Raw genomic sequence first — 26,090 nt, 5'->3', positions numbered from 1 at the left:
TGCCGCAGGCCGCTGACCTGGACAACTGACCGGTTGGACGGGATTCGGTCGGCCGGGTGAGGGTGGGGCATGCCCCGACCTCGACACCCCCGCCGGCACCGGCTCCTGCTCACCCTCGCGGCCCTCGCGCTGCCCCTCGGCGCCGCGTTCACCGCCGCCCCGGCCACCGCCGTCGGCAGCGGGGACCTGTTCCCCGACGACGCCCCGTGCGGCACCGGGACCGGCGCCGGGTGCCGTGCGCCCATCGAGTGGAACGTCGCGACCTACGGGCCCGCGGACGGCACGCACATCGTCCGCCGGACGCTGTTCACGGTGTTCGCGCGCCAGGGCGAGCAGCTGCTCCTCGGCTCGTCGGCGCTGGGTGTCGCGCCCGGGCTCGCGGACGTCGCCGTGTGGGAGCCCGGCGTCGTCACGGACACCGAGGCGGCGACCCTGCCCGCCCCGGCGTCGAGCTGCGCGGCGCAGCGCGAGGCGAGTGGCGACCCCGCGCTCGGCCTGATCTCGACGCGCACCCAGGAGCTCGCCGGCGCGCGGTCCGTCGACGGCACCGGGAACCCGGACGGCTACGCGCCCTGCGTCCACACCGTCACCACGACGGGCCTGCACCGTGTCGCGTTCTACGGCTCGGTCGGCCCCGGCGGAGCGCTCTCCGGCGGCGTGCCCACGCGCGCCCAGGTGGGTGCGGACGTCGTCGCGCAGGCCGAGAGCTCCACGACCGTCGCCGCGTGGGACCTGACCGTCCGACCGGCCGCCCCCGGCTCGACCGCCGACGTGCCCGGGCGCGTCTTCACCTACGTGTACGCGGGCTTCACGGGCGGCAGCGACCGCCCCACCGACTTCTCGACCTACCTCACGACGACCGACGGCTTCCGCTACCGGGTCTCGACCCGGTCGTTCGACCCCTTCGGCTTCGTCTTCTACGGCAACCCCGTCGGCTTCTACGACGCCGACGGCGTGACCCCGCTGCACCGCGACGTGCTCGGCGCGGGCAGCAACCAGCAGACGCTCACGAGCACGCTCGGCGGCGTCCGGCTGGCCCGGGCCGAGTACCCCGTGTCGGTCGAGCCGCTCGCGCCCGAGACGCTCGCCGCGCTCGGCATCCCCACGCAGGGCGCCGAGCCCGCGATGGGGCCGCTCGGGTTCGCCGGGTCCGCGGGCGGCGATGTCGCCTTCGAGGGCCAGGGCGGCGGCCTCCGCTTCACCACCGCCACGGCCGGTGCCTACGAGATCGTGCTCTCGCGTGACGGCGTCGACCTCGACCCCGGGGCGCCCGGCAACCGGGTGCTGCGCGGGTTCGTCGACGTCGGGACGCACGACATTCCCTGGGACGGCCTCGACAACGCAGGCGCGGCGTTCCCGGCCGGGCTGTACCCGGTGCGGGCGACGCTGCGCGGCGGGGAGTACCACGCACCGATGCTCGACGTGGAGAGCTCGCTGCGCGGCGGTCCCAGCATCACGCTCGAGAACCCCCCGGGCGGCGTGTGCCCGTTCACGGGCGAGGTCAGCACGGGCACGAACTGCACGCGTGCGTTCTACGACGACCGCGGGTACGTGACGAGCGCGGGCGTGACGGTCGGCACTCCCGGCGAGCTGCTGTGCGCGGGCGCCGGCTCTCGCCCGTCGGTCGCGTTCGCCGACCCCGACGCCGGCTTCGACACGACCTCGACCCAGCGGGCCTTCGGGGCGGGCGCGGGCGGCGGTGCCAACACGAACACGCAGTGCACGGGCAGCTTCGGTGACGCGAAGGGGCTCGACCTGTGGTCCTACGTGCCCGGTGAGGCGCGGACGTCGGTCGTCGTGGTGGTCCCCGCCCCGGAGCCGGCGCCGGTCCCGGTGCCGCAGGACCCGGCGCCCCCGGTCGTGCCGGCGGACCCGGTCGCGGGCCCCGGGGTGCCCGTGGCCCCCGTGACGCCGGTCGACCCCGCCGCGCCCGCAGCCCGTCCTGCCGCGCCGTCCGCGTCCCGGCCGGACCCGGGCGCCCGCGCACGGTCGGCTCGCGAGGGGCGCGCCCCGGCGCTCGCGCGCACGGGAGCCGACACCACCCCGGGCCTCGTCGGGCTCGGGATGATCACCGTGGGCGGGGCGCTCGTGGGCGTCGCGCGGCTGCGACGCCGCCTCGGCTGACCGGGGCGCCTGCGCAGGCCGACCCGAACGTGCTCGCCCCGGCCGGCAGGTGCGCAGGCTCCGCCAGCCGGGTCCGGTCGCGCGGCGGATCCGCAGCGCCGACCGGTCCGCAGCGCCGACCGGTCCGCAGCGCCGACCGGTCCGCAGCGCCGACCGATCCGCAGCGCCGACCGAGGCGCCCCGCGGGCGTGCCCCTGCCCGCGGGGCGCGCCGCCCGGCATGCTGGGACCACACCCGAGCACGAGGAGGTCACCGTGGCGGCAAGCCCCGCACCACCGCAGGTCAGCGTCGACGAGGTGCGCGCCGAGCTCGCGGCGCTCGAGGACCCCCGCATCCGCGCGGTCAACGAGCGCCACGGCGACGACCACGGCGTCAACCTCACGCAGCTCCGCGCGGTCGCGAAGCGCCTGAGGACGCAGCACGACCTCGCGCTCGAGCTCTGGGCGACCGGCGACACGGCGGCCCGTCTCGTCGCGATCCTGGTCTGCCGCCCGAAGGGCTTCTCCGCCGCCGAGCTCGACTCGATGCTCCGGGACGCGCGGGTGCCGAAGGTGCGGGACTGGCTCGTCGGGTACGTGGTGAAGAAGAGCCCGCACGTCGAGGAGCTGCGCACCGCGTGGTTCGACGACCCCGACCCGGCGGTCGCCGGCTCGGGCTGGGCGCTCACCAGCGACCGCGTCGCCCGGGCGCCCGACGGCCTCGACCTGCCCGGGCTCCTCGACCTCGTCGAGGCGCACATGAAGGACGCGCCCGCGAACCTGCAGTGGGCCATGAACGAGTGCCTCGCGATGATCGGCATCCAGCACCCGGCGCTGCGGGCCCGCGCGCTCGCGATCGGCGAGCGGCTCGAGGTCCTCAAGGACTACCCGACGCCGCCCGGCTGCACGTCGCCGTACGCGCCGGCCTGGATCGGGGAGATGGTCCGCCGTCAGGGCTGACGGGCCGGTCCGTCAGCTCAGCCCGAGCGCGTCCCGCCACTGCGCGGGCACGAGCGCGTACCCGACGAACGCGACGACGTCGAGCACGGTGTGCGCGACCACGAGCGGCATGACCCGCCCCCTGCGCCGGTAGTACTCGGCGAAGACGACGCCCATGACGACGTTCCCGACGAACGGCCCGAAGCCCTGGTACAGGTGGTACGAGCCGCGCAGCAGGGCGCTCGCGGCGATGATCGCGGGCGTCCGCCAGCGCAGCTCGCGCAGGCGCTCGGTCAGGTAGCCGACGGCGATCACCTCCTCGAGCAGCGCGTTCTGCAGCGCGGCGAGCACGAGGACGGGGACGGTCCACCACGCGGCGTTCAGCGCCGACGCCTGCACCTCGACGGTCACGCCGAGCGCGCGCCCGGCGGCGTACAGCGCGAGGCCCGGGATGCCGATGAGCGCCGCGAGCCCGACGCCGACGCCGAGGTCGCGCCCGGGTCGCGTGCGGTCGAGCCCGATGCGCCGGACCGCGCTGCGGCCGTTCGCGGAGAGCAGGTACAGCGCGAGCGCGACGGGCAGCAGCGCGAAGCCGATGCTCAGGAGCTGGTAGGTCAGGTCGAGGTACGGGCGCGGCGAGCGGCTCGCGTTGAGCGTCGCGGACTGCTCGGCGAGCGGGGTGCCCTCGGTGAGCCGCGCGACGATGTTGACGAGCGCGTAGACGCCCGAGCGGCCGAGCGAGAGGCCGAGCACGATCCAGACCTCGGTCGTGAGCCGGCGCCGGAGCGCCGGGTACGACGGTGCGGGCGCGGCGCCCGGTCCCGTCGTCATGCTCCGAGGGTAGTGGCCGGCCGGGGTGCCGCTCCGGGTGCCGTCCCGCGCGGGCGCGCCTACCGTCGAGGGACCGCACACCCCAGCGAGAGGAGCCGCACGCATGTCCCACCTCACCGGCAAGACGGTCGCGTTCCTGGCCACGGACGGCTTCGAGGACAGCGAGCTGACGAGCCCGTGGCAGGCGGTCACCGAGCACGGCGCGACGGCGGTGCTCGTGTCGTCGGACGGCGGCACGATCACCGGCAAGAACGGCCACGAGGCACGGGTCGACCGGACGACCGCGGACGCGGCGGCCACCGACTTCGACGCGCTCGTGCTGCCCGGCGGTGTCGCGAACGGCGACACGATCCGCCTCGACGAGAAGGCCGTCGCGTTCGTCCGCGACGTGTTCGCCCAGCACAAGCCCGTGGGCGTGATCTGCCACGGTGGCTGGATCCTGACGGACGCCGACGTCGTCCGCGGCCGGACCCTGACGTCCTACCCGAGCCTGCGCACGGACCTGACGAACGCGGGTGCGACGTGGGTGGACGAGAAGGTCGTCGTCGACTCCGGCCTCGTGAGCAGCCGCGTGCCCGACGACCTGCCGGCGTTCAACGCCAAGCTCGTCGAGGAGATCGGCGAGGGCGAGCACGCGGAGCAGACCGCCTGACGCGGGCGCCCGGTCGCCGGGCGCTCGTCCCACGAGCCCCTCGGGTCCGGGCCCGGGCCCCGGCGCCGGGCTCCGTCGGTCGCGTGACCCCGGGCCCCGCCGCCGCTCGCACCTGCGGGCGCGGCGGGGCCCTCGTCGTGCCCGTGGGGGGCGGTCGCACCCCTTGCGGCGCAGCCGGCCGGCAGAGTAGTTTGCAACGCAAAGCACTCTGCGGACCGAGGGAGATCACCGATGGCGCCCGACGACACGTCCGACGAGCCGCTCGACCTCGCCGAGAGCCTCGCGATCATCCGGGCGCAGCGCGACCGCGTGCTCGACCAGGTCGGCCCCGACCCGCGCGTGATGTTCGGCACCTGGGGCGTCGCGTGGCTCGTCGGGTACCTCGTGCTGTGGTCCTCCGCCCGCACCTCGACCGAGCACGAGCCCGCCGGCTGGGCGTTCGTCGTGTTCGGGGTGTGCATCTCCGGGGCGCTCGCGGCGACGATGTCGCACCTCGCGCGCCGGGTCGCCGGCATCCGCGGGGCCAGCGCCCGCGCCGGCGCGATGTACGGCACGACCTGGGCCGTCGCGTTCCTCGGCGTCACCCTCGTGATGGCCGGGCTCACCCGGGCCGGGGCCAACGCCGAGGTGCTGTCGCTCGGCTGGAACTCGCTGCCCACGTTCGTCGTCGGGGTGCTCTACTGCGCGGGGGCCGCGCAGTGGGAGGACTGGCGGATGTTCGTCCTCGGCGCGTGGATCGCCGTGGTCAGCGGGGTCGGGGCGCTCGTCGGGCTCCCCGACGTCTACCTCCTCATGGCGCTCGCGGGCGGAGGCGCGATGCTCGTCGCGGCGGCCCTCGCGCACGTCTCCCGGCGGAGGGGCGGCTGGTGATCGACGACGACCTCGACCCGGTCATCCACGCGCAGTCCCGCCTGCGGGTCGTCGCGACGCTCGCCGCGATGTCGCGCGGCGACCGGGTCTCGTTCCCCAAGCTCCAGCGCCTCCTCGACATGACCGCCGGCAACCTCTCGACCCACGTGCGCAAGCTCGAGGAGGCTGAGTACGTCCTGGTCACCAAGACCCACGAGGGCCGGACCCCGGCCACCTACCTCGAGCTGACGAGCACCGGACGCCACGCGTTCGAGCGCTACTCGCGCCGGCTCACCGACCTCCTCAAGGGAGCGCAGTGATGAACAGCGCAGTCACGGACCACGTGGTGCAGGTCGAGGGGGTCACGCGCCGGTTCGGTGCCGTGACCGCGCTCGACGACGTGTCGCTCGACGTCCACGAGGGCGAGCTCGTCGGGCTGCTCGGGCCGAACGGCGCGGGCAAGACGACCCTGCTCAGCCTCGTCAGCGGGATCCGGAAGCCCGACGCGGGCCGGATCCGGCTCTTCGGTCGCGACCCCCGCGACGCTGCCGCGCGCCTCGGCCTCGGCACGACACCGCAGGAGACCGGGCTGCCGCCGACGCTCAAGGTCGGCGAGGTCGTCGACCTCGTCGCCGGGCACTACCCGGACCCGATGCCGCGGGGCGAGGTGCTCGAGCGGTTCGGGATCGGCGATCTCGCGGGACGGCAGACCGGCGGCCTCTCGGGCGGCCAGAAGCGCCGCCTCGCCGTCGCGCTCGCGCTCGTGGGCCGCCCCCGCCTCGTGCTGCTCGACGAGCCGACCACCGGGCTCGACGTCGAGGCCCGGCACGTGCTGTGGGACGCGCTCCGGCAGTACCACGCGGACGGCGCGACGGTCGTGCTCACGAGCCACTACCTCGAGGAGATCGAGGCGCTCGCGCAGCGCGTCGTCGTGATCGGCGAGGGCCGCGTGCTCGCCGACGACTCGCTCGCCGCGGTCCTCGACCTCGTGGCCGTCCGGCGCGTCCTGGTCTCCGTCCCCGAGCACGCCGCTGCGGACCTCGCGCGGACCGAGGGGGTCGTCGGCGCCGAGCGTGACGGCGACCGCTGGACCCTGCTCGCGTCCGACGCCGACGCCGTGGTCCGCGCCCTGGTGCGCGCGGACGTGCCGTTCAGCGGGCTCGAGGTCCGCGGCGCCTCGCTCGAGGAGGCGTTCCTCGCGCTCACCGGGGGCGAGCCCGTCCGGGACGCCGCCCGCACCGCCGGCCCGTCCGGCGCGACCCTCACCCCCGGCGACGCGACCACGTCCGACGCCGTCACCCAGGGAGCCCCGCGATGACCACCACGACGCTCGCCCCCCGAACCGCGCTGCACCTCACGCTCCTGCACGCGCGCTTCCAGTTCCTCGAGACGGTCCGCGTGCCCATCGCGGTCATCGGCAACCTGCTGTTCCCGTCGCTCGCGATGTTCTTCTTCGTGGTGCCGCAGCCCGAGGTGTCCCAGAACCCCGGCATCGCGACGGCCGCGGCGGCGCAGCTCGCGACGTTCGCGATCATCTCGACGTGCCTGTTCTCGTTCGGCGCGGGCGTCGCCGAGGACCGTGCCCTGCCGTTCGACCCGTACCTGCGCACGCTGCCCGCGGGCGCGGCACCCCGCCTCGCGGGCCGCGTCGTCAACGGCATCGTCTGGTGCCTGCTCGCGCTCGTGCCGCTCATCGCGATCGCCGTGGTCTTCACCGAGGCCACGATCACCCCGCAGCGCCTGCTCCTCGCGCTCGGGTGCGTGCCCCTCGTCGCGCTGCCGTTCCTCATGCTGGGGCTCGCGATCGGCTACGCGCTGAGCAACAAGGCCGCCATCGCGGTCGTGCAGGCGGTGCTGTTCCCGCTCGCGTTCGCCGGCGGGCTGTTCATGCCGCCCGAGGTGTTCCCCGGCTGGATGAACGCGATCTCCCGCGCGCTGCCGACCCGGGCGGCGCGGGACCTCGTGATCGAGGTCGCGACCGGCTACCCCGCGTACGTCCTGGCGCTGCCCGTGCTGCTGGGGTGGACGGTGCTCTTCTCGGTGCTGGCCGTGACGGCGTACCGGCGGGACGAGGGTCGCCGGTTCCGGTGACCCGACACGCCCGACCGCGACGCGCGGTCAGGTGTTCAGGTCGGCGCCCGGACGGCCGATGATCAGGTGTGTCGTCCGGCCACTGGAGCGAGCCGCGCGACCGGGTCGCCGCTGCCCGGTCCGCCGCTGTGCTCATCCTGGTGGGCGCCGTCGTGATCCTGGCCTTCGCCGCGGTCGACCCGAGCCTCGAGTCCGGCTGGGAACGCGTCGCGGTGCTCGCCGCGGCCGCCGTGGCGATCCCGTGCTCCGCGCTGCTGTACCGCCGGGGCCACCGCGCGCCGACCTGGCTGTGGGTCGTGCTGCCGGCGGGCGGGGTCGTCCTCATCACGGCGCTCGACTTCGCGACGGACGACGCGAGCGCGGCCGGTCAGGTCTTCCTCGCGTTCCCCGTGCTGTTCGCGAGCTCGCAGCTGCGACGCCGCGCCGCCGTCGGGATCACGGTCCTGACCGTGGCGGCCGACGCGGTGCTCGCCCTCGCGCTGCTGCCGTTCGAGCGCGCGGTCACGGACGTCGCGTTCGTCGGCGCGACGCTCGGGGTCATGACCGCGCTGCTCGTCGTCTCGGGGGAGCAGCGGGACGCGCTCGTGGGCCGGCTCACGACGCTCGCGGCGATCGACCCCCTGACCGGCCTCGCGACCCGGCGCGTGCTCGACGAGGCGGCGCGCACCGCGCTCGCGCGCGAGGGCCGCACGACGACCGCGCTCCTCGTGCTCGACCTCGACCGGTTCAAGACCATCAACGACAGTCGCGGGCACCCCGTCGGCGACGACGTGCTCGCCCACGTCGCGGCGCTCCTGCGCAGCCGCGAGCGCCCCGGCATGGTGCTCAGCCGCCTCGGCGGCGACGAGCTCGCGGTGCTCGTGACCGGGGGCGGCGGGGGGAGCGCGGAGGCGCTCGCCGAGGACGTCGCCCAGCTCGTCCGGTCCCACCCCCTGCCGACGCCCGAGGGGCCGCTCGCGCTGACGGTGAGCGTCGGCGTCGCGTACGCGCGGGACGGCGTCACGACGCTGCGGGCGCTGTACTCCGCGGCCGACGAGGCGCTCTACCGCGCGAAGACCGGCGGCCGGGACCGGGTCGCCGTGAACGGCGGCGGGCGGCCGCCGTCGCCCGCGGTGGGCTGACCCGCACCGGTCCGGCCGCTGTGCCGCGTGTGCCGCGGTGTGCCGCTGCAGTGCGGTGCCCGGCCGGTCAGGACGCGATCGGGGTCCCCGCCTCGCCGGCCTCGCGCGCCGTCCGGTGGTCGTGCTTGGTCCGGTACATCGCGGTGTCCGCGCGCGTGAACAGCGACGTCGGCTCGGTCGACGGGTCGGTCGTGATCGCCGCGCCGATACTCACCCCGACGCTCACGACGCCGCCCGTGACACGGATCGGCTGCGCGACGACCGCCTCGAGCCGCTCGACGAGCTCCGCGATCTCGACGTGGCCGCGCACCTCGACGAGCACCGCGCCGAACTCGTCGCCCCCGAGGCGCGCGAGGACGTCCCCGTGGCGCAGGTGCGTGCGCAGCCGCCGGCCGACCTCGATGAGCACCTCGTCCCCGGCGGCGTGCCCGTAGGTGTCGTTCACGGCCTTGAACCGGTCGAGGTCGACGAACAGGACCGCGAGCGCGGCGCCGGGTCCGACGGCGCGCAGCCCGAGCCCGAGCAGCCGCAGGAGCTCGCGCCGGTTGGGCAGCCCGGTGAGGTCGTCGTGCGACGCGGCGTGCGTGAGCTGCTCCTCCTGGTAGCGCCGGTCCGTCACGTCGCGCTGGTCGACGACGAGGCCCTGCACGAGCGGGTCGGCCAGGAGGTTGTGCACGTTCCACTCGTACCAGCGGGACTCCCCGTCGGCGTGGGTGAGCGGCACGTCGAGCGTCCGGCGTGCACCCGCGACGGCCATGACCTCGCGGAGCTGGCGGGCGGCCGTCGCGCGGTGCTCGGGGCGGACCAGGTCGAGCAGGTAGGTGCCGGTGAGGGCCTCCGCGGGGTGACCGGTCGTGCGCTCGACCGCGGGGCTCACGTACGTCAGGACGTTGTCCGCGTCGCTCACCGTGAGCACGTCGGTGGCGGAGTCCATGAGCGCGCGCAGCCGCGCCTCGGTGCGCGCGAGCGCGTCGGTCACGGACGCGTCGGCGGCGACGGACAGCCCGACGTCGGCGAGCGTGAGCCACGCGACCAGCAGCAGCCACCCGGCGGCGACGTGGCTGGCCCAGACCGGGAGCGTGCTCGCGACCCAGCCGAGCTGCGTGCCGGCCTGGCCGGCGAGCGTGAGGACCGTGACGGCGACCCCGGCGCGCGGCCACACCGTGCTGGCGGACCGCTGCACGTGCGCGACCGCGACCAGCAGCGCCGTGCCGGGCACGAGCGCGGTCCAGCCGGCGGTCCAGGAGAACGCCGCGACGAGCGCGAACGCGCCGAGCAGGGTCGCGAGGGGGTGCCCGTCGGGTGTGGTCCGGCGGGCGAGCTGCTCGACGCGCTCGCTCAGCAGGACGACCTGCAGGAGGACGAGGCCGGTCAGCACCCACGGGGAGCCGAGGACCCAGCCGTGCGCGTGCAGCGCGAGCAGCGCGGGGAGGGCGACGACGAGCGTGCCGAGGAACGCCAGGGGGAGCGGCACGCGCGCGAGCACCCGCGAGGCGGAGGCGTTGGCCCGGTTGCGGCGGGTCTGGAGCGCGGGCACGACGGGGCGTCCCTCGTGCCCACCCGTCGTCCGTGCCACAGTCCGCCCTCGTCCGTCCGTCCTCGCCCGTGACCGACCCATCGGCTTTCACCCACGCCCGATGACGGGTTCACCCGGGTGGAGCGCGCGGCGGGCGGTCCACGACACGGCCCGGCCCCGCCGCGCGGGAGCACGACGGGGCCGGGACGGTGACGCTCAGGCGAAGGTGCGCAGCCGCAACGAGTTGCCGACGACGAGGACCGACGAGAGTGCCATCGCCGCGCCCGCGATCATCGGGTTGAGCAGCCCGGACGCGGCGAGCGGGATCGCCGCGACGTTGTACGCGAACGCCCAGAACAGGTTCTGCTGGATGACGCGCAGGGTCCGGCGCGAGAGCCGGATCGCCTGCGCCGCGGACCGGAGGTCGCCGCGCACGAGGGTCACGTCCGCCGCCTCGATGGCGACGTCGGTGCCCGTGCCCATCGCGAGGCCGAGGTCGGCCGCGGCGAGCGCGGCGGCGTCGTTCACGCCGTCGCCGACCATCGCGACCCGCCGGCCCTCGGCCTGGAGCCGCTGCACCACGGAGACCTTGTCGGCCGGCAGCACCTCGGCGACCACGTCCCCCTCGGGGACGCCGACCGTGCGGGCGACGGCACGGGCCGCACCCGCGTTGTCGCCGGTGAGCAGCACGGGCCGCAGCCCGAGCGCCCGGAGCTGGGCGACCGCGTCGGCGGACGTGTCCTTGACCGGGTCGCGGAGCACGAGCACCCCGCGCGCCGAGCCGTCCCACGCGGCCATGACCGCCGTCGCGCCGTCCGTCTCGAACGCGGCGAACCGCTCCGCGAGGGCCTCGGTGCGCACGCCCTGCTCCTCGAGCCACGCCGGGCGACCGACGAGCACCCGCCGCGCGAGCCCGAGCCCCGAGTGGGCGGTCCGGACGACGCCCGCGACGCCGCGTCCCGGCTCGTTACGGAACTCCCGGACCTCGTCGGCGCCGATCTCGACGCCGTCGGCGCCGACCTGCGTCGAGCCGGTGGACGCCGCCGTGGTCCGCGAGGTTGCCGCGGCGGTGGTCGCTGCCTCGCCGGCCGCGTCCGCGATCGCCCGGGCGATCGGGTGCTCCGACATCCCCTCGACCGCACCCGCGTACCGCAGCACGTCCGCGGCGGTCGTGCCCTCGGCGGGCACCACGTCGACGAGCCGCATGCGGCCCTGCGTGATCGTGCCGGTCTTGTCGAGGACGACGGTGTCGACGCGGCGGGTCTCCTCGAGGATCTGCGGGCCCTTGATGAGCACGCCGAGCTGCGCGCCGCGCCCGGTGCCGACCAGCAGCGCCGTCGGTGTCGCGAGCCCGAGCGCGCACGGGCACGCGATGATCAGGACCGCGACCGCGGCGGTGAACGCGGCCTGCACGCCGCCGCCGGTGACGACCCACCCGGCGAACGTCGCGACGGCGAGCACGAGCACGATCGGCACGAACACCGCGGAGATCCGGTCGGCGAGCCGCTGCACGGGCGCCTTGCCGGTCTGCGCGGCGGCGACGAGCCGGCCGATCTGCGCGAGCTGCGTCTCCTCGCCGACCCGCGTCGCGCGCACCACGAGGTGCCCGGACGTGTTGACGGTCGCGCCGGTCACGGCGTCCCCGGGGCCGACGTCGACCGGCACGGGCTCACCGGTGAGGAGCGAGGCGTCGACCGCGCTCGTCCCCGAGACCACCACGCCGTCGGTCGCGACCTTCTCGCCGGGCCGCACGGCGAACTCGTCGCCGGGCTGAAGCCGGTCGACCGGCACGCGCTGCTCGGTGCGCCGGCCGTCGGAGCCGGTCACGAGGAGCGCCACGTCCTTGGCGCCGAGGTCGAGCAGCGCGCGCAGCGCGTCCCCGGCGCGGCGGCGCGAGCGGTGCTCGGCGTACCGGCCCGCGAGCAGGAACGTCGTGACGATCGCCGCGACCTCGAAGTACAGCTCGGGCATCGCCATGCCCATCCCGGCCGCGTCGGCCGGGAAGAGCGCCGGCTCCATGCGCATGCCGAGCGTCCCCGCGCCGCCGAGCAGCAGCGCCCACAGCGACCAGCCGGTCGCCGCGACGATGCCGATGGACACGAGCGTGTCCATCGTCGACGCGCCGTGCCGTGCGGCCTTCGCGGCGGCCCGGTGGAACGGCCACGCGGCCCACGTGACGACGGGCAGCGCGAGCGCGGCCACGATCCACTGCCAGCCGCGGAACTGCGTCGCGGGGACCATCGAGAGCACGAGGACCGGGAGCGACAGGACGGCGGACACGAGGAGCCGGTGCCGCAGGTCGGCGCCGCGGTCGGGCGTCGGCGCGGACATGTCGGCGCCGGGGTCCATGTCGTGGCCCTCGCCCATCGAGTGCCCGGAGAGGGCGTGCTCGAACGGGTCCATGGCGTGGGTGCCGCCGCCGTGCGCCGCGGCGTGGTCGCCGTGGTGCGCGGGCGCGGGGACGGTCTCGGCCGGCGGGACGGCGTCGTTGGCGGTGAGGGCGTCGTGCGCGACGGCGGCGGTGCGCTCGGCGGAGTTGCCGAGGGCGCCCGAGGCGTCCGGCGCGTGCCGGTCGGTCGCGGAGGTCGCCGTCACCGGTGCCGCGGTCGCGGGCCGCTCGCTCGTGCGGCCCGGGCGCCGCCCGGTGACCCGTGCGTCGTACCCGGCCTTGCGCACGGCCTCGACCAGCGCGGCCTCGTCAGCCGCGGTGCCGTCGCCGGCCACGCGGATCTCGACGTGCGCCGACTCCAGCGGCAGGTTGACGGTCGCGGTGACCCCGGGCAGCCGCCCGAGGCGCTTCTCGACGCGCGCGACGCACGACGCACAGGTCATGCCCTCGACCGCGAGGTCGACGGTCGCGACGGGCAGGTCACGGGCCGGCTCGGGGCGTGCGGTGCTGGGCGCGCTCACAGCAGCGACCTCCTCGGGGTCACCGCGTAGCCGGCCTCCTCGACGGCCGCACGCACGGCGTCGTCGGTCAGCGGCGCGTCGTGCACGACCGTCACGGGTGACGACGCCCCGGCGTGCAGGTCGACCGTCACGTCCCGCACCCCGGGGATGGTCTGCAGCTCCTCGCTCACGTGGCGCACGCAGTTGCCGCACGTCATGCCGTCGACGGAGAAGGTGGTGGTGGTGGTCTGGCTCATGGGAGGGGTCCTCTCGGGGGTGGGGGGTGTCAGCTGCGGACGAGGCGGGCGATGGCGTCCGCGGCCTCCTTGACCTTCGCGGCGCCCTCCTCGGGGGACTGGCGTGCCGCGTCGACGACGCAGTGCGCGAGGTGGTCCTCGACGAGCCCGATGCTCACGGCCTGGAGCGCCTTGGTCACGGCGGCGACCTGCGTGAGGACGTCGATGCAGTACACGTCCTCGTCGACCATGCGGGCGATGCCGCGGACCTGGCCCTCGATGCGCCGCAGCCGCTTGAGGTAGTCGTCCTTGTCGCCGGTGTAGCCGTGCATGAGCGCTCCCCTGGTCGGTACCGTCGTCCTCCCCAACACGGTACCCCCTGGGGGTATTCCTGGACCGGGTCCAAGGTCCCGGTCGACCCGTCCTCAGATCTCGCCCGCCCAGCCGCCCGCGACCATCGTCTGGAAGCGCCACCCCTCGGCGGTGCGGACGAGCAGGTCGCCGTAGCGCATGGTCGTGGCCTCGTCGCCCGACCCGAAGACCGCGTCGGTGACCACGAACACCAGCGCCGGGCTCAGGAAGAACGGGGTGCGGACCGAGCGCATCTCGACCTCGCCCGCCCCGACGCCCTCTTCGCGCATCTGCGCCACGAAGCGGTCCCGGCCGGTCGCGGACACCAGGCCATGGCCATGCTCGTCGTCGGTCACCTCGTTGAGCGGGAAGAGTGCGCGGTCGGCCATGGCCTCCACGTCGCCCTCGGCGACGAGGGTGTCGTACTCCGTGAACCAGGCGGCGATCTCCTTCTTCTGCTGCGCGTCGGCCTCGTAGCCCGCAGTCACGTCCATGGTGCGATCCCTTCGCCGTCCGGCGAACGCGGGGGAGCGTTCGACCTCGACCTCGAGCTCGAAACCGTACGCCGTACGGAGTTACGGGACAAGAGCGGCCCGGGTCGCGCCTCAGCCGCGGCGTCGCAGGAGGTGGTATCGGAAGGCGAACGCGAGGGAGGCGGCGACGATCGCGGCCGCGTGCACCGGGTGGAGGTCCTTGGACAGGCTCGCCGCTCGGTCGGGCCTGACGGCCCAGGCCGCGAGGCCGCTCGCGTAGGCCGCCGCGACGGCGACGGCCCACCAGCGCAGCGCCCGGAGCCGGGCGTCACGGAGGGTCCTGACCGTCAGGGTGACGACCGGGACGACGGCGAGCATCGCGAACCCTCCGGGGACGAGGAGGGCGACCGCCCAGGCGGACACGATCACCGCCCTCGTCCCTCGGGCAGGCTCGGTCTTCTCGGACGCGGACTCGGTGCGGGGAGCAGCGCTCCGGCGGGCGACGGGCATGGTGGTTCCTCTCCGGCCCGGCCGCGGCCGGGCGACGCATCTGTTCAGGGGCGAGCAGGTCGACCTACCGTGTCCGCCCCGCAGGTCGTGCGCGGACGGGACGAGACATGGGTCAGGGCGAGTGAGGTCGGGGCAGGGGGCCTGAGCGAACCGACGGCGGCGTGCCCTACGTCGCACGCGTGGCGGCCTCGGCCGTCGTGCGCAGGGAGTCGAGCCAGGAGCCGAGGGACGCCTCGAGCGCCGTGCGCAGGGCGTCGGGATCGGCGCGGACCGGCTCGCCCTCCCAGGACTCCGCGGTCCGCACGATCGTCGCGTCCCCGTCGGCCGTGAAGGTCCACTCGTGGACGCCGGTGATGCCCTGTGCAGGCCCGCCCCACAGGATGCGCCGAGGTGCGTCGACCGCGTAGACGGTCGAGGCGATGTCGAGCCCGTGGGTGGTCCAGCGGAACGTCGCGCCGGGCACCAGCGGGCCGTCGAGCTGCGCGGTGGCGATGTCGGTCTGCCATGCCGGCCAGCCGGCCACGTCGGTGTGCAGGCGCCACACCAGGTCGATCGGGGCCTCGATGCGAGCCTCGCGCCGGACGACGACGGGGGCCGTCTCGTCGACCGTGCTGGGAGGGGTGTCGATGTGTGTCATGCGCGTTCCGATCTCGGTGGGGACGTGGGTGCTGCGGGTCACTCGAAGACCATGTCCGCGGGCAGGCCGGACTGGGCGAGGACGTCGGCGCGGTTGTAGTAGTCGGTCACGGCGGAGATCTTGCTGTCGCTGATCTCGATCAGGGTGAGGACCGGGACGGAGAACGGCGTGGGCGCTCCGACGAAGTGCCCGCTGAACGACCAGCGCACCACCGCGCGATCGGGGGTCTCGACGATCTCCTCCACGTCGACGCCGGCGTCGGCGATCGCCTCGTGCGTCATCCCGACCCAGGTGGCAACCCCCTCCGGTCCGGTGAACGAGGCCTGGAACGCGACGTCGTCGTAGGTGCCCGAGGGCGTGAAGAGGGCGGCCATGGCGTCGGCGTCGCCGCTGGTCCACGCGTCGGCCCACTGCTCGACGAGCTCCTCGACCGGCGCGGTCGCCGCCGGTCCGGACGGCGCCGAGGAGCTCGGGCTCGTGCCGGGGCCGTCGACGTCCGGCGCGGTGCAGCCGGCGAGGACGATCACGGCGGAGGCCGTCGCCGCCAGGAGGGCGCGTCGGTGGCGCCGCGGTCCGGTGCGGTGGGCGGTGCTGGTGCGGGGGTCGGACGTGAGCACGGGTCCTCCAAGGTTTTCGCTCGTAAACTTACGACCGTAAGCATTGCAGATGTGCTTACGCATGTAAAGTGACGGGTGTGAGTACGGAGCGCGAGGACCCGCCGACCAGCACGAGGCGCAGGGCTCGCAGCCCGCGCGGCCACGGGGCGCAGCTGCGCCGCGAGATCCTGGAGGCCGCCGCGACGCTGCTCGAGGAGCACGGCACGGAGCAGGCCGTCACCCTGCGCGCGGTCGCCCGGGAGGTCGGCATCGCCGCGCCCTCGATCTACGCGCACTTCCCCACGCGCGAGGACATCGTGCTGGCCGTGGTCGAGGACGCCTTCGCCGCGCTCGAGCGTCACGTCGGCTCTGCCGCCGGAGCCGCACCCGACCCGGTCGACCGGCTGCGCGCGGTCAGCCGCGCGTACGTCGACTTCGCCGCCCGGTGGCCGAGGCGCTACCGCGCCATGTTCAGCGGGACGTGGACACCCCGCCCTGCCGCACCGCAGTCCCCTGATGTCGCTGACGAGCACACCTCGCTCGTCGGGGCCGAGGCGCTGGGGATCCTCGTCGCCGTGATCGGCGACTGCGCCACCGCGGGCCGCTCCGCCAGCACCGATCCCTTCGGCGACGCCGTCGCGCTCTGGACAGCCCTGCACGGTCTGGCCGAGCTCCAGCCCGCCGCCCCGCACTTCCCCTGGCCCGACGACCTGGTCGACCGCCTCGTCGACCGGCTCGCCCGGCTCACCTGAGGCGACCTCGCCGGCCGACGTGTCCGGGCGGCGCCGTGTCCGGAGCCCTGCTCCACCACCGCGGAGCCTGGTGACGCGGCAGCCCGTACGCCCGTCGGCGGGGCCGGCTGACCGCGCGCCACCAGCGCGTGGACCGCGTTCCTAGGTGCGTGGGGCGTACATGATGACCGCGACGCCGAGCAGGCAGATGGCGGCGCCGGTGACGTCCCAGCGGTCGGGCTGGAACCTGTCGACGACCATGCCCCAGGCGAGCGAGCCGGCGACGAAGACCCCGCCGTACGCGGCGAGGATGCGCCCGAAGTTCGCGTCCGGCTGCAGCGTCGCGACGAACCCGTACGCGCCGAGGGCGAGGACCCCGGCGCCGACCCACAGCGCGCCGCGGTGCTCGCGCACGCCCTGCCAGACCAGCCACGCCCCGCCGATCTCGGCGAGGGCGGCCACGGCGAACAGGACCAGGGACCGGAGCGGTGTCATGGGTGCAGTCTCGCCCGGGTCAGCTCGCGACCGCGGCACGCTCCGTCGGCAGGCCCGCGGCGGACCGTCGGCCTTGCCCCGGGGTAGACCCGCACGTCGGTGCACCCGGCGCGGGTCAAGGCCCTGGCGGCCGCCGTCGAGCGCCGGCAGCCCGGCCCCGAGCAGTGCACGACGACGGTGCGCGTGCGGTCGGTCAGCAGCCGCCGCCGCAGCCGCAGTCGACGTCGCACGCGGTCGCTGCGGCGGCCCGGCGCCGGTGCAGCCACCACATCGCGGCAGCGGCGACCAGCAGCACGCCGGACACGGCGAGCAGGACGCTCTCGGCCAGGGCACCGGCCGCACCGGTGAGGACCCCGGCTGCGATCAGGACCGGAGGCAGCGTGCAGCAGGCGACGCAGGCCAGCGCCGCGAGTCCGGCCGTGACCCTGCTGCGCTTCGGCGGTGCGCCGTCCGACGCGGCGGAGTGCGCGTCTCCGGCCAGGAGCCCGGCGGGGGCCTTCGTGATCGTGAGGTCGCGGACGGACGGGGTGCTCATGGTTCTCCTTGGTGGTGTGCGGGGCAGAGGGACCACGGCCGGAACCGCTCGGTACCGGCCGCGGGTCGAGCAGGGGTTCAGGACGCGGTGCCGAACATGGCCGCGAGGGCGTCCGCGGCATCCTCGGGTGCCTGGACCTCCAGGCGGAGGTGGCCGGTCGTCAGGCGGAGGGTGAACGTGAAGAACGTGCAGCAGTCCTGCTCCGCGGCAGCCAGCCGAGCGGCCTCGGCGGCCAGCTCCGGCAGGGCGACGAACGTCAGCGCCACACCGCCGTCGATCGGCTCACGGCGCACCGCTCGCGCCAGCAGTGCCTGCCAGTCCCCGATCCGGTGGGGGACGGACCCGGCGTCGAGCGAGCACGCGATCGCCGGGGCGGCCGACGCGGCGACGACCGGGCCGCGGGTGAGGGGGACGAACGTGCGCCGGTCGGCCAGCGGCGCGGGCGCCGCGGTCGCGCACGGGCACCCGTCCCCGCAGGGGCCTGACGCGGGGGCGTCGGAGAGCCGTGCCGACACGCCCTGGAGCTGGGCGGCCAGCGCCACGAGCTCCCCGATGCGGGTCTGGGTCTCGGCCAGCCGGACAGCGACCATCTCCACGACCTGGTGCGCGACGGTCGAGCAGTCCTCCACGTCGAACGCCTTGACCAGCTCGGTGACGTCCGCGAGCGGGATCCCGAGGTTCTTCGTCGCCGTGATGAACCGCAGCCGCGCCAGGTCCGCCTCGTCGTAGGACCGGTACCCGTTCGCGCCCCGCGCCGGCTGCTCGATCAGGCCGATGTCCTCGTAGTAGCGCAGCGTCGTCGCCGGTACCCCGACGAGCTGCGCCGCCTCCGCTATCCGGTAGCTCATGCCACGACCGTAAACCTTCGACCCGAGTCGAAGGTCAAGACCCAGCCGTCGAAGGTGCGCTAATCCTCTCCTGCGCGGAGAACCCGCCGCGGCCGTGCTGGTGAGCGTCGCGGCGCGGTCCCGGCCTTCTCGCCCAGCCGACGTCCGCGCTCCCCTCGAGCCCCGCTGTCGGCACCTCGGCGTCGAAGATCACTGCCTCCCGCACGCCGCGTCGGTGTCCCGGGCGAGCAGCCACAAGCTCTCGAGCGGTAGACGGGGCCGCGGCCGTGCGTGAGCAGCGCGCGCCGCCGCGCTGCTCAGCCACTCGGCCCCGGGTCTGTCGACGAGGACCGGGTGCGATCGCGTCGAGCTCCCTCGTGAACGCGCCTGGCGCGCTCGTCCGCAGCGCGAGGGTGCTCTCGAACGCTCGTGTGCGTACGTGTCGCAGGGTGACGGCTGGCCGGGTCGGGCGGTCCGGTGGCCGGGTCAGACGAGAGTCAGGAGTGTCCCGAGCTGAAGCTGATGGCTCGTCTCGGTGGAGGAGTCGAGGACGTCGACGACCGACCGATCCTCGAAGAGGATGCGGAAGCCGCCCCCGCGCACGGTCGCCGATTCGACCCTCTGGCCGACCAGGGGCCGCAGTGCGCTCCCACCTGCGCACGCGTCCGAGCAGGTCACCGATGCACCGTCCGCCCGGAGACCGCGTAGTCGCCCAGGAGAGAGGGTGAGCACTCCGTGTGGCCGGCGAAACAATGCCGGACGTGATCCGCGCCCACACTGCGCGCGTGGCACCGGTCCATCGTGGCCGAAGGCCGTTCAGGCCCACCATGGCAACGCTTCGTCGCCCGGTGTCGCGCTCGGGGCTCCGTCGGGGTGGGGCGGCAGGTCCAGCTCGGCGAGCCATCGTCGGAGCGCTGCCTCCTCCTGGGACGGATAACGCCTCGGGCCGCACAACCGTCGCAGCTCCTCGAAGAACTGGATGCCCGCGCGGGCGACCACGGCGTAGAGCTCGTCTGCCGGCACGACGGCACTCCGGTCGATCGTTCTGTCCGGCGTCGTGATCCTCACCAAGACATCGCCCCCTCGCTGCAGCGTCTCCGCGCTCACATGGATCGGCTGGTCAGGGAACGCTCTCTGTCCTGAACCTGACCGCCGGCACTCATCGAGCGCTTGCACGACGAACGGCCACAACAGGTTCACGTCGTCCCACAGCTTCACGCCCAGCAGCTCGACCCCGTCCACAATCAGGCTGATCGCACCCGGCACGTAGAGACAGCTGTTGTCATGACGCCCGGCCTCACGGATCGGGCGGAACTCGCCGTCGACCCGCACGTAGCTCTCCGCGGCGACCCGGCTCACGCCAGCTCACCAGGGGAGATCTGACCGATCCAACTTCGGCGCACCCCGAGAACGTAGTCCACGGGGACGGGCGCCACGTCCCTTCCCGATGAGACCGCATCGTCGGACCCGGACACGTGCTCGAACGATCGTCCACGCACACCTGGGGAGCGCGACGTCGGCTGCGGCGCGAGCCATGGTCTTGGGTGTCTGGACGGTTCGATGCCCTACCGCGCCACCTCGTGCCAGGCGCAGTCGCCCCACTCCTCGGGCAGCTCGTTCGGGCCAGCCCATCGGATGGTGTGCGGGGTCACGTCGACACCTTCGGCGACCCGGAGTTCGCGCCGTCCTCGCGAGCAGGCAGCGATCGCCGCCAGTCCTCTGCCATCGCGTCGAGCACTCCGGCAGGTGGAGTCATCTCGTCAGGCATACGACCATCCCCATCGGGGCTTCCGCACGATGCCATTCCCCAGAGCAACCCGCACACCTCGGCGAAGCCCGCCAACAGCGTCCCCCGTGTCGGTACCCCCGAGCGACACTAGCGGCCAGCCCGCACGTCCGGCCATCACCTGGACGAGCGCCAGACGCCGTCCCCACGCAGACGCTTCCGGTCATGTGCGTGCGCCCTCCGGGTCGACCGCAGCAGCATGAGCGCGCGTCGAAGTGCGCCCGGAGCACGTGACAGGTCCGGGTCCCTCTCGCCTCAGTCGCTCAGCGCCCCGGAGGCGGCGGCAAGCGCCGACAGGCATCCGAGAACCACGGCCCAGACCAGAGCCTCCGAGCGAAGGACCGCGACGGCTCGGCTACGAAACCGAGGGCGATCGTCGTGAACCATGTCTGGACCGTAGACCCGGCACCACGCGCACGGAAGCGCCGGCGGCCCCGCGTTCCGGTGGACCGCGCAGCGGCATGACCGTGCGCTGCGCGCATCCACCGCACGGACGCCCGACGGGTGCACTCAGACGAACGTTCGAGCACATGCACGTCGCCCCGGCGTGGCGGAAGGGGAGGCCGTGCGTCCCGGTCACGCCGTCCGTGCGGCGGTGATGGCGTCGTCGAGGACGGCGAGCTGTTGCTCGCGCTCGATGGTGAGGCCGGGTCCGTCGGGTCGGTCGGGCCATCCGGTGTCGCGCCGGCGGAGCAGCACGGGCAGGAACGCACGGTCGGGCCAAGGTGCGAGCGGCGCTCCGTACCCACAGGTCCGCGACGTCGTCGTGGGAGAGCTTGTCGAGCGCGACCGGGATCACTCGGGCGTCTTGGCGCTGTGCCAGGGCCTCGCCGGCCTGGGCGGCGGCCGGCGAGCTGAGCCGGACCAGCGCGTCGCAGATCGTCGGAGAGTCCACCGGGCTGATGGGCTCGGCTGTGCGCGTACCTGGACGAACGGTTGTGTCCACGTACTCGCAGCGTCAGATCACGTTTCGCGGGTGGGCGGTGGTTCGAGCCACGTGCGGATGGTGGCGATGTCGGCGGGTTGCAGGCCGCGTCGCTCGTCGGGAGCGATCAGCAGCGCGCCGGCGGCCTCGAGGTGCTCACGTTCGGGCCCTGAGCGCCAGATGGCCGCATCGTCGGTCCCGAGCAGGCGGCGCCCAGCGCAGCTTGAACCGCAGGCCGTCTGCGTAGGCGTACCGCTGGGCGGGGGCGGCGGACCATCCGGGACGGGACATCGCGTTGAGGACGCCGTCGAGCAACCGGACCGGCACGTCCAGCCGTCCGGCGTCGTTCACGTAGAGCGACCCATCGCGACGACGTCTCGCGTACCGATGCCGGCCACGGCTGGCTGATGCCGCACGTGTCCATCGTCGGCAGCAGCATGTACTCAAACGAAGGCTTGAGTACATGTACGGAGGCGTCAGTGGTCGGCGTGCGTCTCGCTGTCCCACCACCGGCGCAGTTCTTCGGCGAAGGCGAGGGGTCGGGCTGATGGCTGTAGCCCGAAGTGGTCGACGAGCTCGTGTGCCAGCGCGGCCGCGATCGCCTCGGCGGTAGCGCCGTTGCGAAGCCGGCTGAAGGTCGGTGCGACGAGATGGTCATACTCGCCTGGCGGTGGCCCGTCCTCGTATCGGTAGACACCGATCGGATCCCACTGGTCGAGCCGTCGGCTCAGCTCGCGCATGCGCCGCTTCACGGTCGCGCGCGAACGCCCGTCGTCTGCCGTCACGACGCGGCCTCCCGCCGCAGCGGAACGAGGGGAAGGCGAGGACAGGACGGCCGAGGGGTGTTTCGATCTTGTCTCCGCACGAGAAGGGAAGCGTAGTGCCGAGGGAGAAGCGCAAGCCCGCGCGCCGAGCAGAGCAGATCGCGGAGTGGGGCATCGTCGTGCGCTTGGCCGACGGCTCCGGCGCCTACTACTACCGCGATCCCGAGCAGCGAGACAGCCGCGGCCGGCCGCTGGAGCGCTGGGGATGGGAGTCGCAGGCGACGCCCTTCATCTCCGAGGACGAGGCACGTCGCCTCGCCGACACCTTCCAGACGAACGCACACGCGAAGGAGTACCTCGTCGTTCGCCTGCGAAAGAGGGTTCCGCGCGGACGACCGGCGAGCTCAGCAGACCAACGCGTCTGACGGCCGTCACAGACGCCGAGTGGGTCAGCGCGCGAACTGCGACGATCGTTTGGGTAGACGTACCCCGGGGCGTGGAGGTGGGACGGGCAGATCTGGGCCCTGTGCCAGGGCCAGCGACGCCGCCGCGACTCATGCGTGTGTGGCCCGGTGAGGTGCTGGGCGACGGCCGGAATCTGTGCAAGGACGGTGTCGTTGCAGCGCCGGACGATGGGCAGCAGCGGGTGGTTCAGCCCCTCATCGCGGGAGACCTTCTTGCCAACGATGCCGTAGTCCGGTGAGTTGGCGCGCCCGTCGAGCAGGGTGGAGCCGATGACGCCACCCTCCGTCGGGCCGGTGCGGGTGGAGAAGGTGAGCCGTGTCGAGGGGGCGCCGTTGTCTTCCCAGGTGCCGATGATGAGGTCGAGGTACACCTCTCGGCCGCTCTCATGGTTGTAGAGGAAGGCGAGGAACGCAGCGGAGCTCGTCCCGTCGTTGAACACCTGGCCAGTGACCAGCTGACGCCGGCCGCCGCAGTCGGGACACGCCTGCGACGCGGGCTCTTCCCAGTCGATGTCCAGCACCTGCTACCTCCGCGTCGTCACGCCACCTCGCCGGGCCGGCGGTCTCGGTCCGCCGCCCCGCGCAGGGACGTGTACGTAAACGAGGGTTCAGGTGCATGTAACGCTCAGCCGATGGTGCGGAGCGGGGTGTCGTCGTGGTCGCGGACGGTGGTGCGCTCGACGAGGAAGTCGACAGTGGGCAGCTCGGCCGCCCGGTAGGTACCGGCTCGGGGGAGTAGCTGCGCGGCTACGGCGTGGGCCTGTTGAGGGGTCAGGCCGATGACCCAGTGGCCGGGCTCGTGCTCGTGCGGGTCCCCGTGCGCCTGGGGTGTGAACGTCACGCGGGCGTGCTCGCTCTCGAGGGAGAAGTCGTCTCCGGCGCCGATGCGCAGGGGGAGCGTGGCGCGCAGGGTGTCCACCACGTTGGCGCCGAGGGTGACGGTCAGGGGTGCTCGCCGTCGGAACCGTGCGAGGCGGCCGGCCTGGGTGACGGTGAGCTGCTCGACGACCAGTCCTCCGAGGGAGGACCCGTCTGTGGCACGGCCGGCCTCGACCGCGGCGAGCGCGCGCGGGTCGGTGAGGATCGAGTCCCGGTCGAGCCGGGTCACCAGGAGCGGGTAGTACTGCTCGTAGAGCGCAGCGAAACCGGTGTCGGTCCAGGTCTTCTTCGCGGCAGCCTCGTCGGCGGTCAGGCCGACCACCTGCAGGAAGTCGATCGCGTCCGCGCCGGCCTCTCGGGTGTCCCCGCGAGGGCCGCGCCCGAGCTCGGGGTCCTCCATGAACAGCACGTGCCCGACGGGTGTGCTCGAGCCCTGCTGGATCGGGCCGTACAGGTCCATGGTGTGGCCGGGCCCGAACGGGGTGAACGTCTCCACGACGTAGCGCGTGAGGTTCTGCAGCAGGTTCGCCATGAACACCGGGGGGTGCTCGTGCTCGGGGCTGTCGGTGCGGGCCAGGCGGGCGGTGAGCTCGAAAGTCCAACCGCGACCGTCCTCGGGATCGTCGAGGACATGGCGAGCGTCTGGGGGGCCGACGGCGGTCGAGGTCAGGCCGACGGCGACGTAGTGCCAGTGCGGCACGGGTTCGGTCCGGGTGTAGACGAGGACCTCGTCCAACGGATCGGGGCCCCCGTCGTGCCAGCGGTGCTCCGTCACCCAGCGGACATCCGGCTGCTTCTGCCCGTACACCGCCCGCAGCGCAGCGTCGACGCCCGGGGCGCCACCTTCAACAGTCACGCGCCCCAGCATCCCCTGAGCCCGAGGCCTGCGGAGCGCCGCCACGAGGTGAAGCAGTCCCCTGCCACGAGCGAGGGTGCACTCAAACGATGGCGGGCTGCGCTGCGGCAGCCGGATGGCTCGGCAGTTCGAGTGCTTACGAGAGGGCGGCTGCGAACTGGGTTGAGAACCGTTCGACCTGCTCTTCGGGGAGCTGGACGACGACCGTGTCCCAGGTCTCGTACACGAACACCAGGGGCCGGTTTCCGGCCCACACCCACACCCGCTCGGGGTTCGCCGCCAAGAGTTCGATGCCTACCGCCACGCTGAACGGACCGACGAAGCACAGACCGTGCTACCGGTCGCCTCCAGGCCGGCCTGCCGAGCAAGGTCGGCGTCGCTCGGCACGACCTCGACCCGCATGTGGTCGGCGCCCTCCGCTGTGGCCCAGCGCCAGACGACCGACAAGGCCAGGTCGATCCGTCGGTCCTGCTCGTCCTCGGCGAGCCCGACGAACGACTCTGGCAGATCCCGTTCCACGATCGGCAGGCTCTGTCCGTACGTCGTGCGACTAAGTCAGTCCAACGCCCGCTCGAGGACGTACAGGGTGTAGACCTCCTGCGCCGGCCGCCTCGTCGCGCGGGAGAGCTGCAGAAGGCGGGCGAGGACCTGCGTCGGACGCAGCGTGAGCGGGTCGACCGGCCCGGTCATGCGAGGTGAACCAGCGCGTTGCGCAGAGGCGCCTGCGCGCGGGGAAGCTCTCGGGCTATCGCGAGCAGCTTCGCTGGGTTCGACCCGCGCCGGCGAAGCCACGTGCGGAGCGCTTCAACGCCCGCCTCATACCCGACGAGGTCACGAAGGCGGAAGGCGTCGACGATGGAGCGCTCCGCGCTGTACACGCCGATGCGGTACGGGGTGCCGTGGATCGGTGTGTCCTCACGGCCGAGGTCGAAGGTGTCCACGTCGAACAAGTGCCAGGTGATGGGTCGGTCGAGGGCCGGTCGCCGGGACCCGCGGGGGAGCGCAAGGTCGATGGTGCGCGGGATCGTGTCGACGAGTTCGTGATGTGCGAGCGCGCTCGTGAGGCACAAAGTCGCGCGCGGCGCGCGCTGCACGGCCTGCACGAGGTCGAGGTCCACCGGCTCGGTGTCGGTGCGCTGATACAGGCCACGGCCGACGCGCATGATCTCGCCGTCGCGGACTCGCTGCCGCAAGATCCACTCGGTCACTCCAGCAGCAGCAGCGTCCGCTGGCGTGAACGGGTGGGTGGGCAGGTCAGGGAGTGTCTTCACCCTGCGCACCTCCTTGCTCACGGTTTGCGTTCACACGTAAACGTACCTGCATGCGTTAACCGTGGCCAGCCGTGTGGTGCAGGGAGCCACTTCGGCCGTGAACGAAGCACCGTCGAGCCGTACAGGACGCCAAGGCGACCTCCTCAAGAAGCTTGCGGCCATGTACCCAAACGATCGTTTGAGTGCATGCACTCGGGCGCCGGGATGATGAAGGCATGCACTCGGACGGGAGCCCGCTGCCCAATCTCAGCGAGACCGCTGTGCTGCACACGGTCGGAGTGATCAGGACGGATCAGCTCCCTGGCCTGGCAGCGCGCTGGTTGGCCGCCGATCTCGTCGACACCGAGGCGGTGCGGATGCTCGCGGGTCACGCCGGCCACGACCCTTGGACGCTCGAGCAGCTGCTGCGCGACGCCCTTGATGAGGCTCGGGTCGAGCCGCCGCGAGAACCGTTGGCTGTCCGGAACATCGTCGCCAGCTACGTCGCCGCGCAGTGGCAGCGCGACCGTGACACTGCCGGTGCGGTCGTGATGCTCGCGCGGCTTGGTGAGGCAGAGCCCGACCTCGATCTAGGCCCGTTCATCGGTCTCGCCGACGAGTGGACCGCCGGCTGGGGCCGGCCCGTGCCGGAACTACAGGCTGCAGCTGAGACCGAGCTCGAGCGCTACCTCCCCGGCCGCTGAGCCCTGCGCCGCACCGTCGACGCGCCGTGTACCTAAACGAACGTTTGCGTCCATGTACGCGGGCCGCCCCCGCGGGCCGCT

Annotated in this window: 29 protein-coding genes; 10 read left to right on the top strand and 19 right to left on the bottom strand. The window is 73.8% G+C overall.

Annotated features, from left to right (window positions below; all coding sequences use genetic code 11):
• Positions 1 to 69: 69 nt before the first annotated feature.
• Positions 70 to 2,124 carry a hypothetical protein gene (locus ACWFNE_RS01845; RefSeq protein WP_452120753.1) on the top strand — a complete coding sequence of 685 codons (2,055 nt, stop codon included), beginning with the start codon at positions 70 to 72 and terminating at the stop codon, positions 2,122 to 2,124.
• Between the two features lie 254 nt (positions 2,125 to 2,378).
• Positions 2,379 to 3,062 (top strand): DNA alkylation repair protein, encoded by a 684-nt coding sequence (locus ACWFNE_RS01840; protein WP_452120752.1) that lies wholly within the window; start codon positions 2,379 to 2,381, stop codon positions 3,060 to 3,062.
• A gap of 12 nt (positions 3,063 to 3,074) precedes the next feature.
• On the opposite strand, the gene ACWFNE_RS01835 is transcribed toward ACWFNE_RS01840, so the two are convergent.
• Positions 3,075 to 3,872, bottom strand: coding sequence for a CPBP family intramembrane glutamic endopeptidase (locus ACWFNE_RS01835; RefSeq protein WP_452120751.1), 798 nt, complete (start codon positions 3,870 to 3,872; stop codon positions 3,075 to 3,077).
• A gap of 103 nt (positions 3,873 to 3,975) precedes the next feature.
• On the opposite strand from ACWFNE_RS01835, the gene ACWFNE_RS01830 reads away from it, so the two are divergent.
• From ACWFNE_RS01830 to ACWFNE_RS01805, 6 genes are all read left to right on the top strand, one after another.
• Complete coding sequence (locus tag ACWFNE_RS01830; RefSeq protein ID WP_452120750.1) at positions 3,976 to 4,524, top strand: type 1 glutamine amidotransferase domain-containing protein; 549 nt, start codon at positions 3,976 to 3,978, stop codon at positions 4,522 to 4,524.
• Between the two features lie 231 nt (positions 4,525 to 4,755).
• Entirely contained in the window at positions 4,756 to 5,394 is a 639-nt protein-coding gene (locus tag ACWFNE_RS01825; RefSeq protein ID WP_452120749.1) for a hypothetical protein, read from the top strand.
• Positions 5,391 to 5,693: a transcriptional regulator gene (locus ACWFNE_RS01820; RefSeq protein WP_452120748.1), complete on the top strand. Its 303-nt coding sequence runs from the start codon at positions 5,391 to 5,393 to the stop codon at positions 5,691 to 5,693. The genes ACWFNE_RS01825 and ACWFNE_RS01820 overlap by 4 nt, the downstream gene beginning before the upstream one ends.
• Positions 5,693 to 6,691 (top strand): ABC transporter ATP-binding protein, encoded by a 999-nt coding sequence (locus tag ACWFNE_RS01815; RefSeq protein ID WP_452120747.1) that lies wholly within the window; start codon positions 5,693 to 5,695, stop codon positions 6,689 to 6,691. Before ACWFNE_RS01820 ends, ACWFNE_RS01815 begins: the two co-directional genes overlap by 1 nt.
• Entirely contained in the window at positions 6,688 to 7,464 is a 777-nt protein-coding gene (locus ACWFNE_RS01810) for an ABC transporter permease (protein WP_452120746.1), read from the top strand. Before ACWFNE_RS01815 ends, ACWFNE_RS01810 begins: the two co-directional genes overlap by 4 nt.
• 68 nt (positions 7,465 to 7,532) lie before the next feature.
• Positions 7,533 to 8,585, top strand: a complete 1,053-nt coding sequence (locus ACWFNE_RS01805; protein ID WP_452120745.1) for a GGDEF domain-containing protein — start codon at positions 7,533 to 7,535, stop codon at positions 8,583 to 8,585.
• 67 nt (positions 8,586 to 8,652) lie between these two features.
• On the opposite strand, the gene ACWFNE_RS01800 is transcribed toward ACWFNE_RS01805, so the two are convergent.
• The 8 genes from ACWFNE_RS01800 to ACWFNE_RS01765 form a co-directional block, all read right to left on the bottom strand.
• On the bottom strand, positions 8,653 to 10,122 hold the full coding sequence (locus ACWFNE_RS01800) for a diguanylate cyclase domain-containing protein (protein ID WP_452120744.1): 1,470 nt from the start codon (positions 10,120 to 10,122) through the stop codon (positions 8,653 to 8,655).
• 195 nt (positions 10,123 to 10,317) lie between these two features.
• The gene (locus tag ACWFNE_RS01795; RefSeq protein ID WP_452121126.1) at positions 10,318 to 12,933 is read right to left on the bottom strand and encodes a heavy metal translocating P-type ATPase; all 2,616 of its coding nucleotides are present in this window, start codon (positions 12,931 to 12,933) and stop codon (positions 10,318 to 10,320) included.
• 74 nt (positions 12,934 to 13,007) lie between these two features.
• Complete coding sequence (locus tag ACWFNE_RS01790) at positions 13,008 to 13,247, bottom strand: heavy-metal-associated domain-containing protein (protein ID WP_452120743.1); 240 nt, start codon at positions 13,245 to 13,247, stop codon at positions 13,008 to 13,010.
• A 29-nt stretch (positions 13,248 to 13,276) separates the two neighbouring features.
• Positions 13,277 to 13,558 carry a metal-sensitive transcriptional regulator gene (locus ACWFNE_RS01785; RefSeq protein WP_452120742.1) on the bottom strand — a complete coding sequence of 94 codons (282 nt, stop codon included), beginning with the start codon at positions 13,556 to 13,558 and terminating at the stop codon, positions 13,277 to 13,279.
• 93 nt (positions 13,559 to 13,651) lie between these two features.
• A complete protein-coding gene (locus ACWFNE_RS01780) occupies positions 13,652 to 14,071 on the bottom strand; it encodes a hypothetical protein (protein ID WP_452120741.1) in 420 nt (139 codons plus the stop codon).
• A 111-nt stretch (positions 14,072 to 14,182) separates the two neighbouring features.
• Entirely contained in the window at positions 14,183 to 14,479 is a 297-nt protein-coding gene (locus ACWFNE_RS01775; RefSeq protein ID WP_452120740.1) for a hypothetical protein, read from the bottom strand.
• A gap of 247 nt (positions 14,480 to 14,726) precedes the next feature.
• Entirely contained in the window at positions 14,727 to 15,197 is a 471-nt protein-coding gene (locus tag ACWFNE_RS01770) for an SRPBCC family protein (protein WP_452120739.1), read from the bottom strand.
• A gap of 38 nt (positions 15,198 to 15,235) precedes the next feature.
• Positions 15,236 to 15,814: a nuclear transport factor 2 family protein gene (locus ACWFNE_RS01765; RefSeq protein WP_452120738.1), complete on the bottom strand. Its 579-nt coding sequence runs from the start codon at positions 15,812 to 15,814 to the stop codon at positions 15,236 to 15,238.
• Between the two features lie 77 nt (positions 15,815 to 15,891).
• Here ACWFNE_RS01765 and ACWFNE_RS01760 point away from each other — a divergent pair, with 77 nt between their 5' ends.
• Complete coding sequence (locus ACWFNE_RS01760) at positions 15,892 to 16,545, top strand: TetR/AcrR family transcriptional regulator (RefSeq protein WP_452120737.1); 654 nt, start codon at positions 15,892 to 15,894, stop codon at positions 16,543 to 16,545.
• Positions 16,546 to 16,686: 141 nt separating this feature from the next.
• Here the strand turns inward: ACWFNE_RS01760 and ACWFNE_RS01755 are convergent, their stop codons facing one another.
• The 10 genes from ACWFNE_RS01755 to ACWFNE_RS01710 all read right to left on the bottom strand — a co-directional run bounded on the left by ACWFNE_RS01755 (position 16,687) and on the right by ACWFNE_RS01710 (position 25,347).
• Entirely contained in the window at positions 16,687 to 17,019 is a 333-nt protein-coding gene (locus tag ACWFNE_RS01755; protein ID WP_452120736.1) for a YnfA family protein, read from the bottom strand.
• 193 nt (positions 17,020 to 17,212) lie between these two features.
• Entirely contained in the window at positions 17,213 to 17,554 is a 342-nt protein-coding gene (locus tag ACWFNE_RS01750) for a hypothetical protein (protein ID WP_452120735.1), read from the bottom strand.
• A 77-nt stretch (positions 17,555 to 17,631) separates the two neighbouring features.
• The gene (locus tag ACWFNE_RS01745; RefSeq protein WP_452120734.1) at positions 17,632 to 18,402 is read right to left on the bottom strand and encodes a MerR family transcriptional regulator; all 771 of its coding nucleotides are present in this window, start codon (positions 18,400 to 18,402) and stop codon (positions 17,632 to 17,634) included.
• Between the two features lie 795 nt (positions 18,403 to 19,197).
• Positions 19,198 to 19,740 (bottom strand): hypothetical protein, encoded by a 543-nt coding sequence (locus tag ACWFNE_RS01740; RefSeq protein WP_452120733.1) that lies wholly within the window; start codon positions 19,738 to 19,740, stop codon positions 19,198 to 19,200.
• A gap of 1,828 nt (positions 19,741 to 21,568) precedes the next feature.
• Complete coding sequence (locus ACWFNE_RS01735; protein ID WP_452120732.1) at positions 21,569 to 21,877, bottom strand: hypothetical protein; 309 nt, start codon at positions 21,875 to 21,877, stop codon at positions 21,569 to 21,571.
• 190 nt (positions 21,878 to 22,067) lie between these two features.
• Positions 22,068 to 22,841: a hypothetical protein gene (locus ACWFNE_RS01730; RefSeq protein WP_452120731.1), complete on the bottom strand. Its 774-nt coding sequence runs from the start codon at positions 22,839 to 22,841 to the stop codon at positions 22,068 to 22,070.
• 104 nt (positions 22,842 to 22,945) lie between these two features.
• Complete coding sequence (locus tag ACWFNE_RS01725) at positions 22,946 to 24,055, bottom strand: suppressor of fused domain protein (protein ID WP_452120730.1); 1,110 nt, start codon at positions 24,053 to 24,055, stop codon at positions 22,946 to 22,948.
• A gap of 294 nt (positions 24,056 to 24,349) precedes the next feature.
• Complete coding sequence (locus tag ACWFNE_RS01720) at positions 24,350 to 24,574, bottom strand: hypothetical protein (protein ID WP_452120729.1); 225 nt, start codon at positions 24,572 to 24,574, stop codon at positions 24,350 to 24,352.
• Between the two features lie 36 nt (positions 24,575 to 24,610).
• Positions 24,611 to 24,745: a hypothetical protein gene (locus tag ACWFNE_RS01715; RefSeq protein WP_452120728.1), complete on the bottom strand. Its 135-nt coding sequence runs from the start codon at positions 24,743 to 24,745 to the stop codon at positions 24,611 to 24,613.
• Positions 24,742 to 25,347: a type IV toxin-antitoxin system AbiEi family antitoxin domain-containing protein gene (locus ACWFNE_RS01710; protein WP_452120727.1), complete on the bottom strand. Its 606-nt coding sequence runs from the start codon at positions 25,345 to 25,347 to the stop codon at positions 24,742 to 24,744. The genes ACWFNE_RS01715 and ACWFNE_RS01710 overlap by 4 nt, the downstream gene beginning before the upstream one ends.
• Positions 25,348 to 25,541: 194 nt before the next feature.
• Here ACWFNE_RS01710 and ACWFNE_RS01705 point away from each other — a divergent pair, with 194 nt between their 5' ends.
• Positions 25,542 to 26,009 (top strand): hypothetical protein, encoded by a 468-nt coding sequence (locus ACWFNE_RS01705; protein ID WP_452120726.1) that lies wholly within the window; start codon positions 25,542 to 25,544, stop codon positions 26,007 to 26,009.
• The last annotated feature ends 81 nt before the right edge of the window (positions 26,010 to 26,090 follow it).

This window comes from Cellulomonas sp. NPDC055163, from assembly GCF_053607065.1.
Note: the sequence above shows the minus strand (reverse complement) of the source record. Positions and strands in the feature narration are given on the sequence as shown.

Coding starts and splice junctions, on each gene's coding strand:
- ACWFNE_RS01755 (WP_452120736.1), bottom strand. CDS start 17,019: ATGACACCGCTCCGGTCCCTGGTCCTGTTCGCCGTGGCCGCCCTCGCC.
- ACWFNE_RS01825 (WP_452120749.1), top strand. CDS start 4,756: ATGGCGCCCGACGACACGTCCGACGAGCCGCTCGACCTCGCCGAGAGC.
- ACWFNE_RS01835 (WP_452120751.1), bottom strand. CDS start 3,872: ATGACGACGGGACCGGGCGCCGCGCCCGCACCGTCGTACCCGGCGCTC.
- ACWFNE_RS01795 (WP_452121126.1), bottom strand. CDS start 12,933: ATGACCTGTGCGTCGTGCGTCGCGCGCGTCGAGAAGCGCCTCGGGCGG.
- ACWFNE_RS01770 (WP_452120739.1), bottom strand. CDS start 15,197: ATGACACACATCGACACCCCTCCCAGCACGGTCGACGAGACGGCCCCC.
- ACWFNE_RS01815 (WP_452120747.1), top strand. CDS start 5,693: ATGAACAGCGCAGTCACGGACCACGTGGTGCAGGTCGAGGGGGTCACG.
- ACWFNE_RS01790 (WP_452120743.1), bottom strand. CDS start 13,247: ATGAGCCAGACCACCACCACCACCTTCTCCGTCGACGGCATGACGTGC.
- ACWFNE_RS01780 (WP_452120741.1), bottom strand. CDS start 14,071: ATGGACGTGACTGCGGGCTACGAGGCCGACGCGCAGCAGAAGAAGGAG.
- ACWFNE_RS01845 (WP_452120753.1), top strand. CDS start 70: ATGCCCCGACCTCGACACCCCCGCCGGCACCGGCTCCTGCTCACCCTC.
- ACWFNE_RS01785 (WP_452120742.1), bottom strand. CDS start 13,558: ATGCACGGCTACACCGGCGACAAGGACGACTACCTCAAGCGGCTGCGG.
- ACWFNE_RS01745 (WP_452120734.1), bottom strand. CDS start 18,402: ATGAGCTACCGGATAGCGGAGGCGGCGCAGCTCGTCGGGGTACCGGCG.
- ACWFNE_RS01830 (WP_452120750.1), top strand. CDS start 3,976: ATGTCCCACCTCACCGGCAAGACGGTCGCGTTCCTGGCCACGGACGGC.
- ACWFNE_RS01810 (WP_452120746.1), top strand. CDS start 6,688: ATGACCACCACGACGCTCGCCCCCCGAACCGCGCTGCACCTCACGCTC.
- ACWFNE_RS01715 (WP_452120728.1), bottom strand. CDS start 24,745: ATGACCGGGCCGGTCGACCCGCTCACGCTGCGTCCGACGCAGGTCCTC.
- ACWFNE_RS01750 (WP_452120735.1), bottom strand. CDS start 17,554: ATGAGCACCCCGTCCGTCCGCGACCTCACGATCACGAAGGCCCCCGCC.
- ACWFNE_RS01705 (WP_452120726.1), top strand. CDS start 25,542: ATGCACTCGGACGGGAGCCCGCTGCCCAATCTCAGCGAGACCGCTGTG.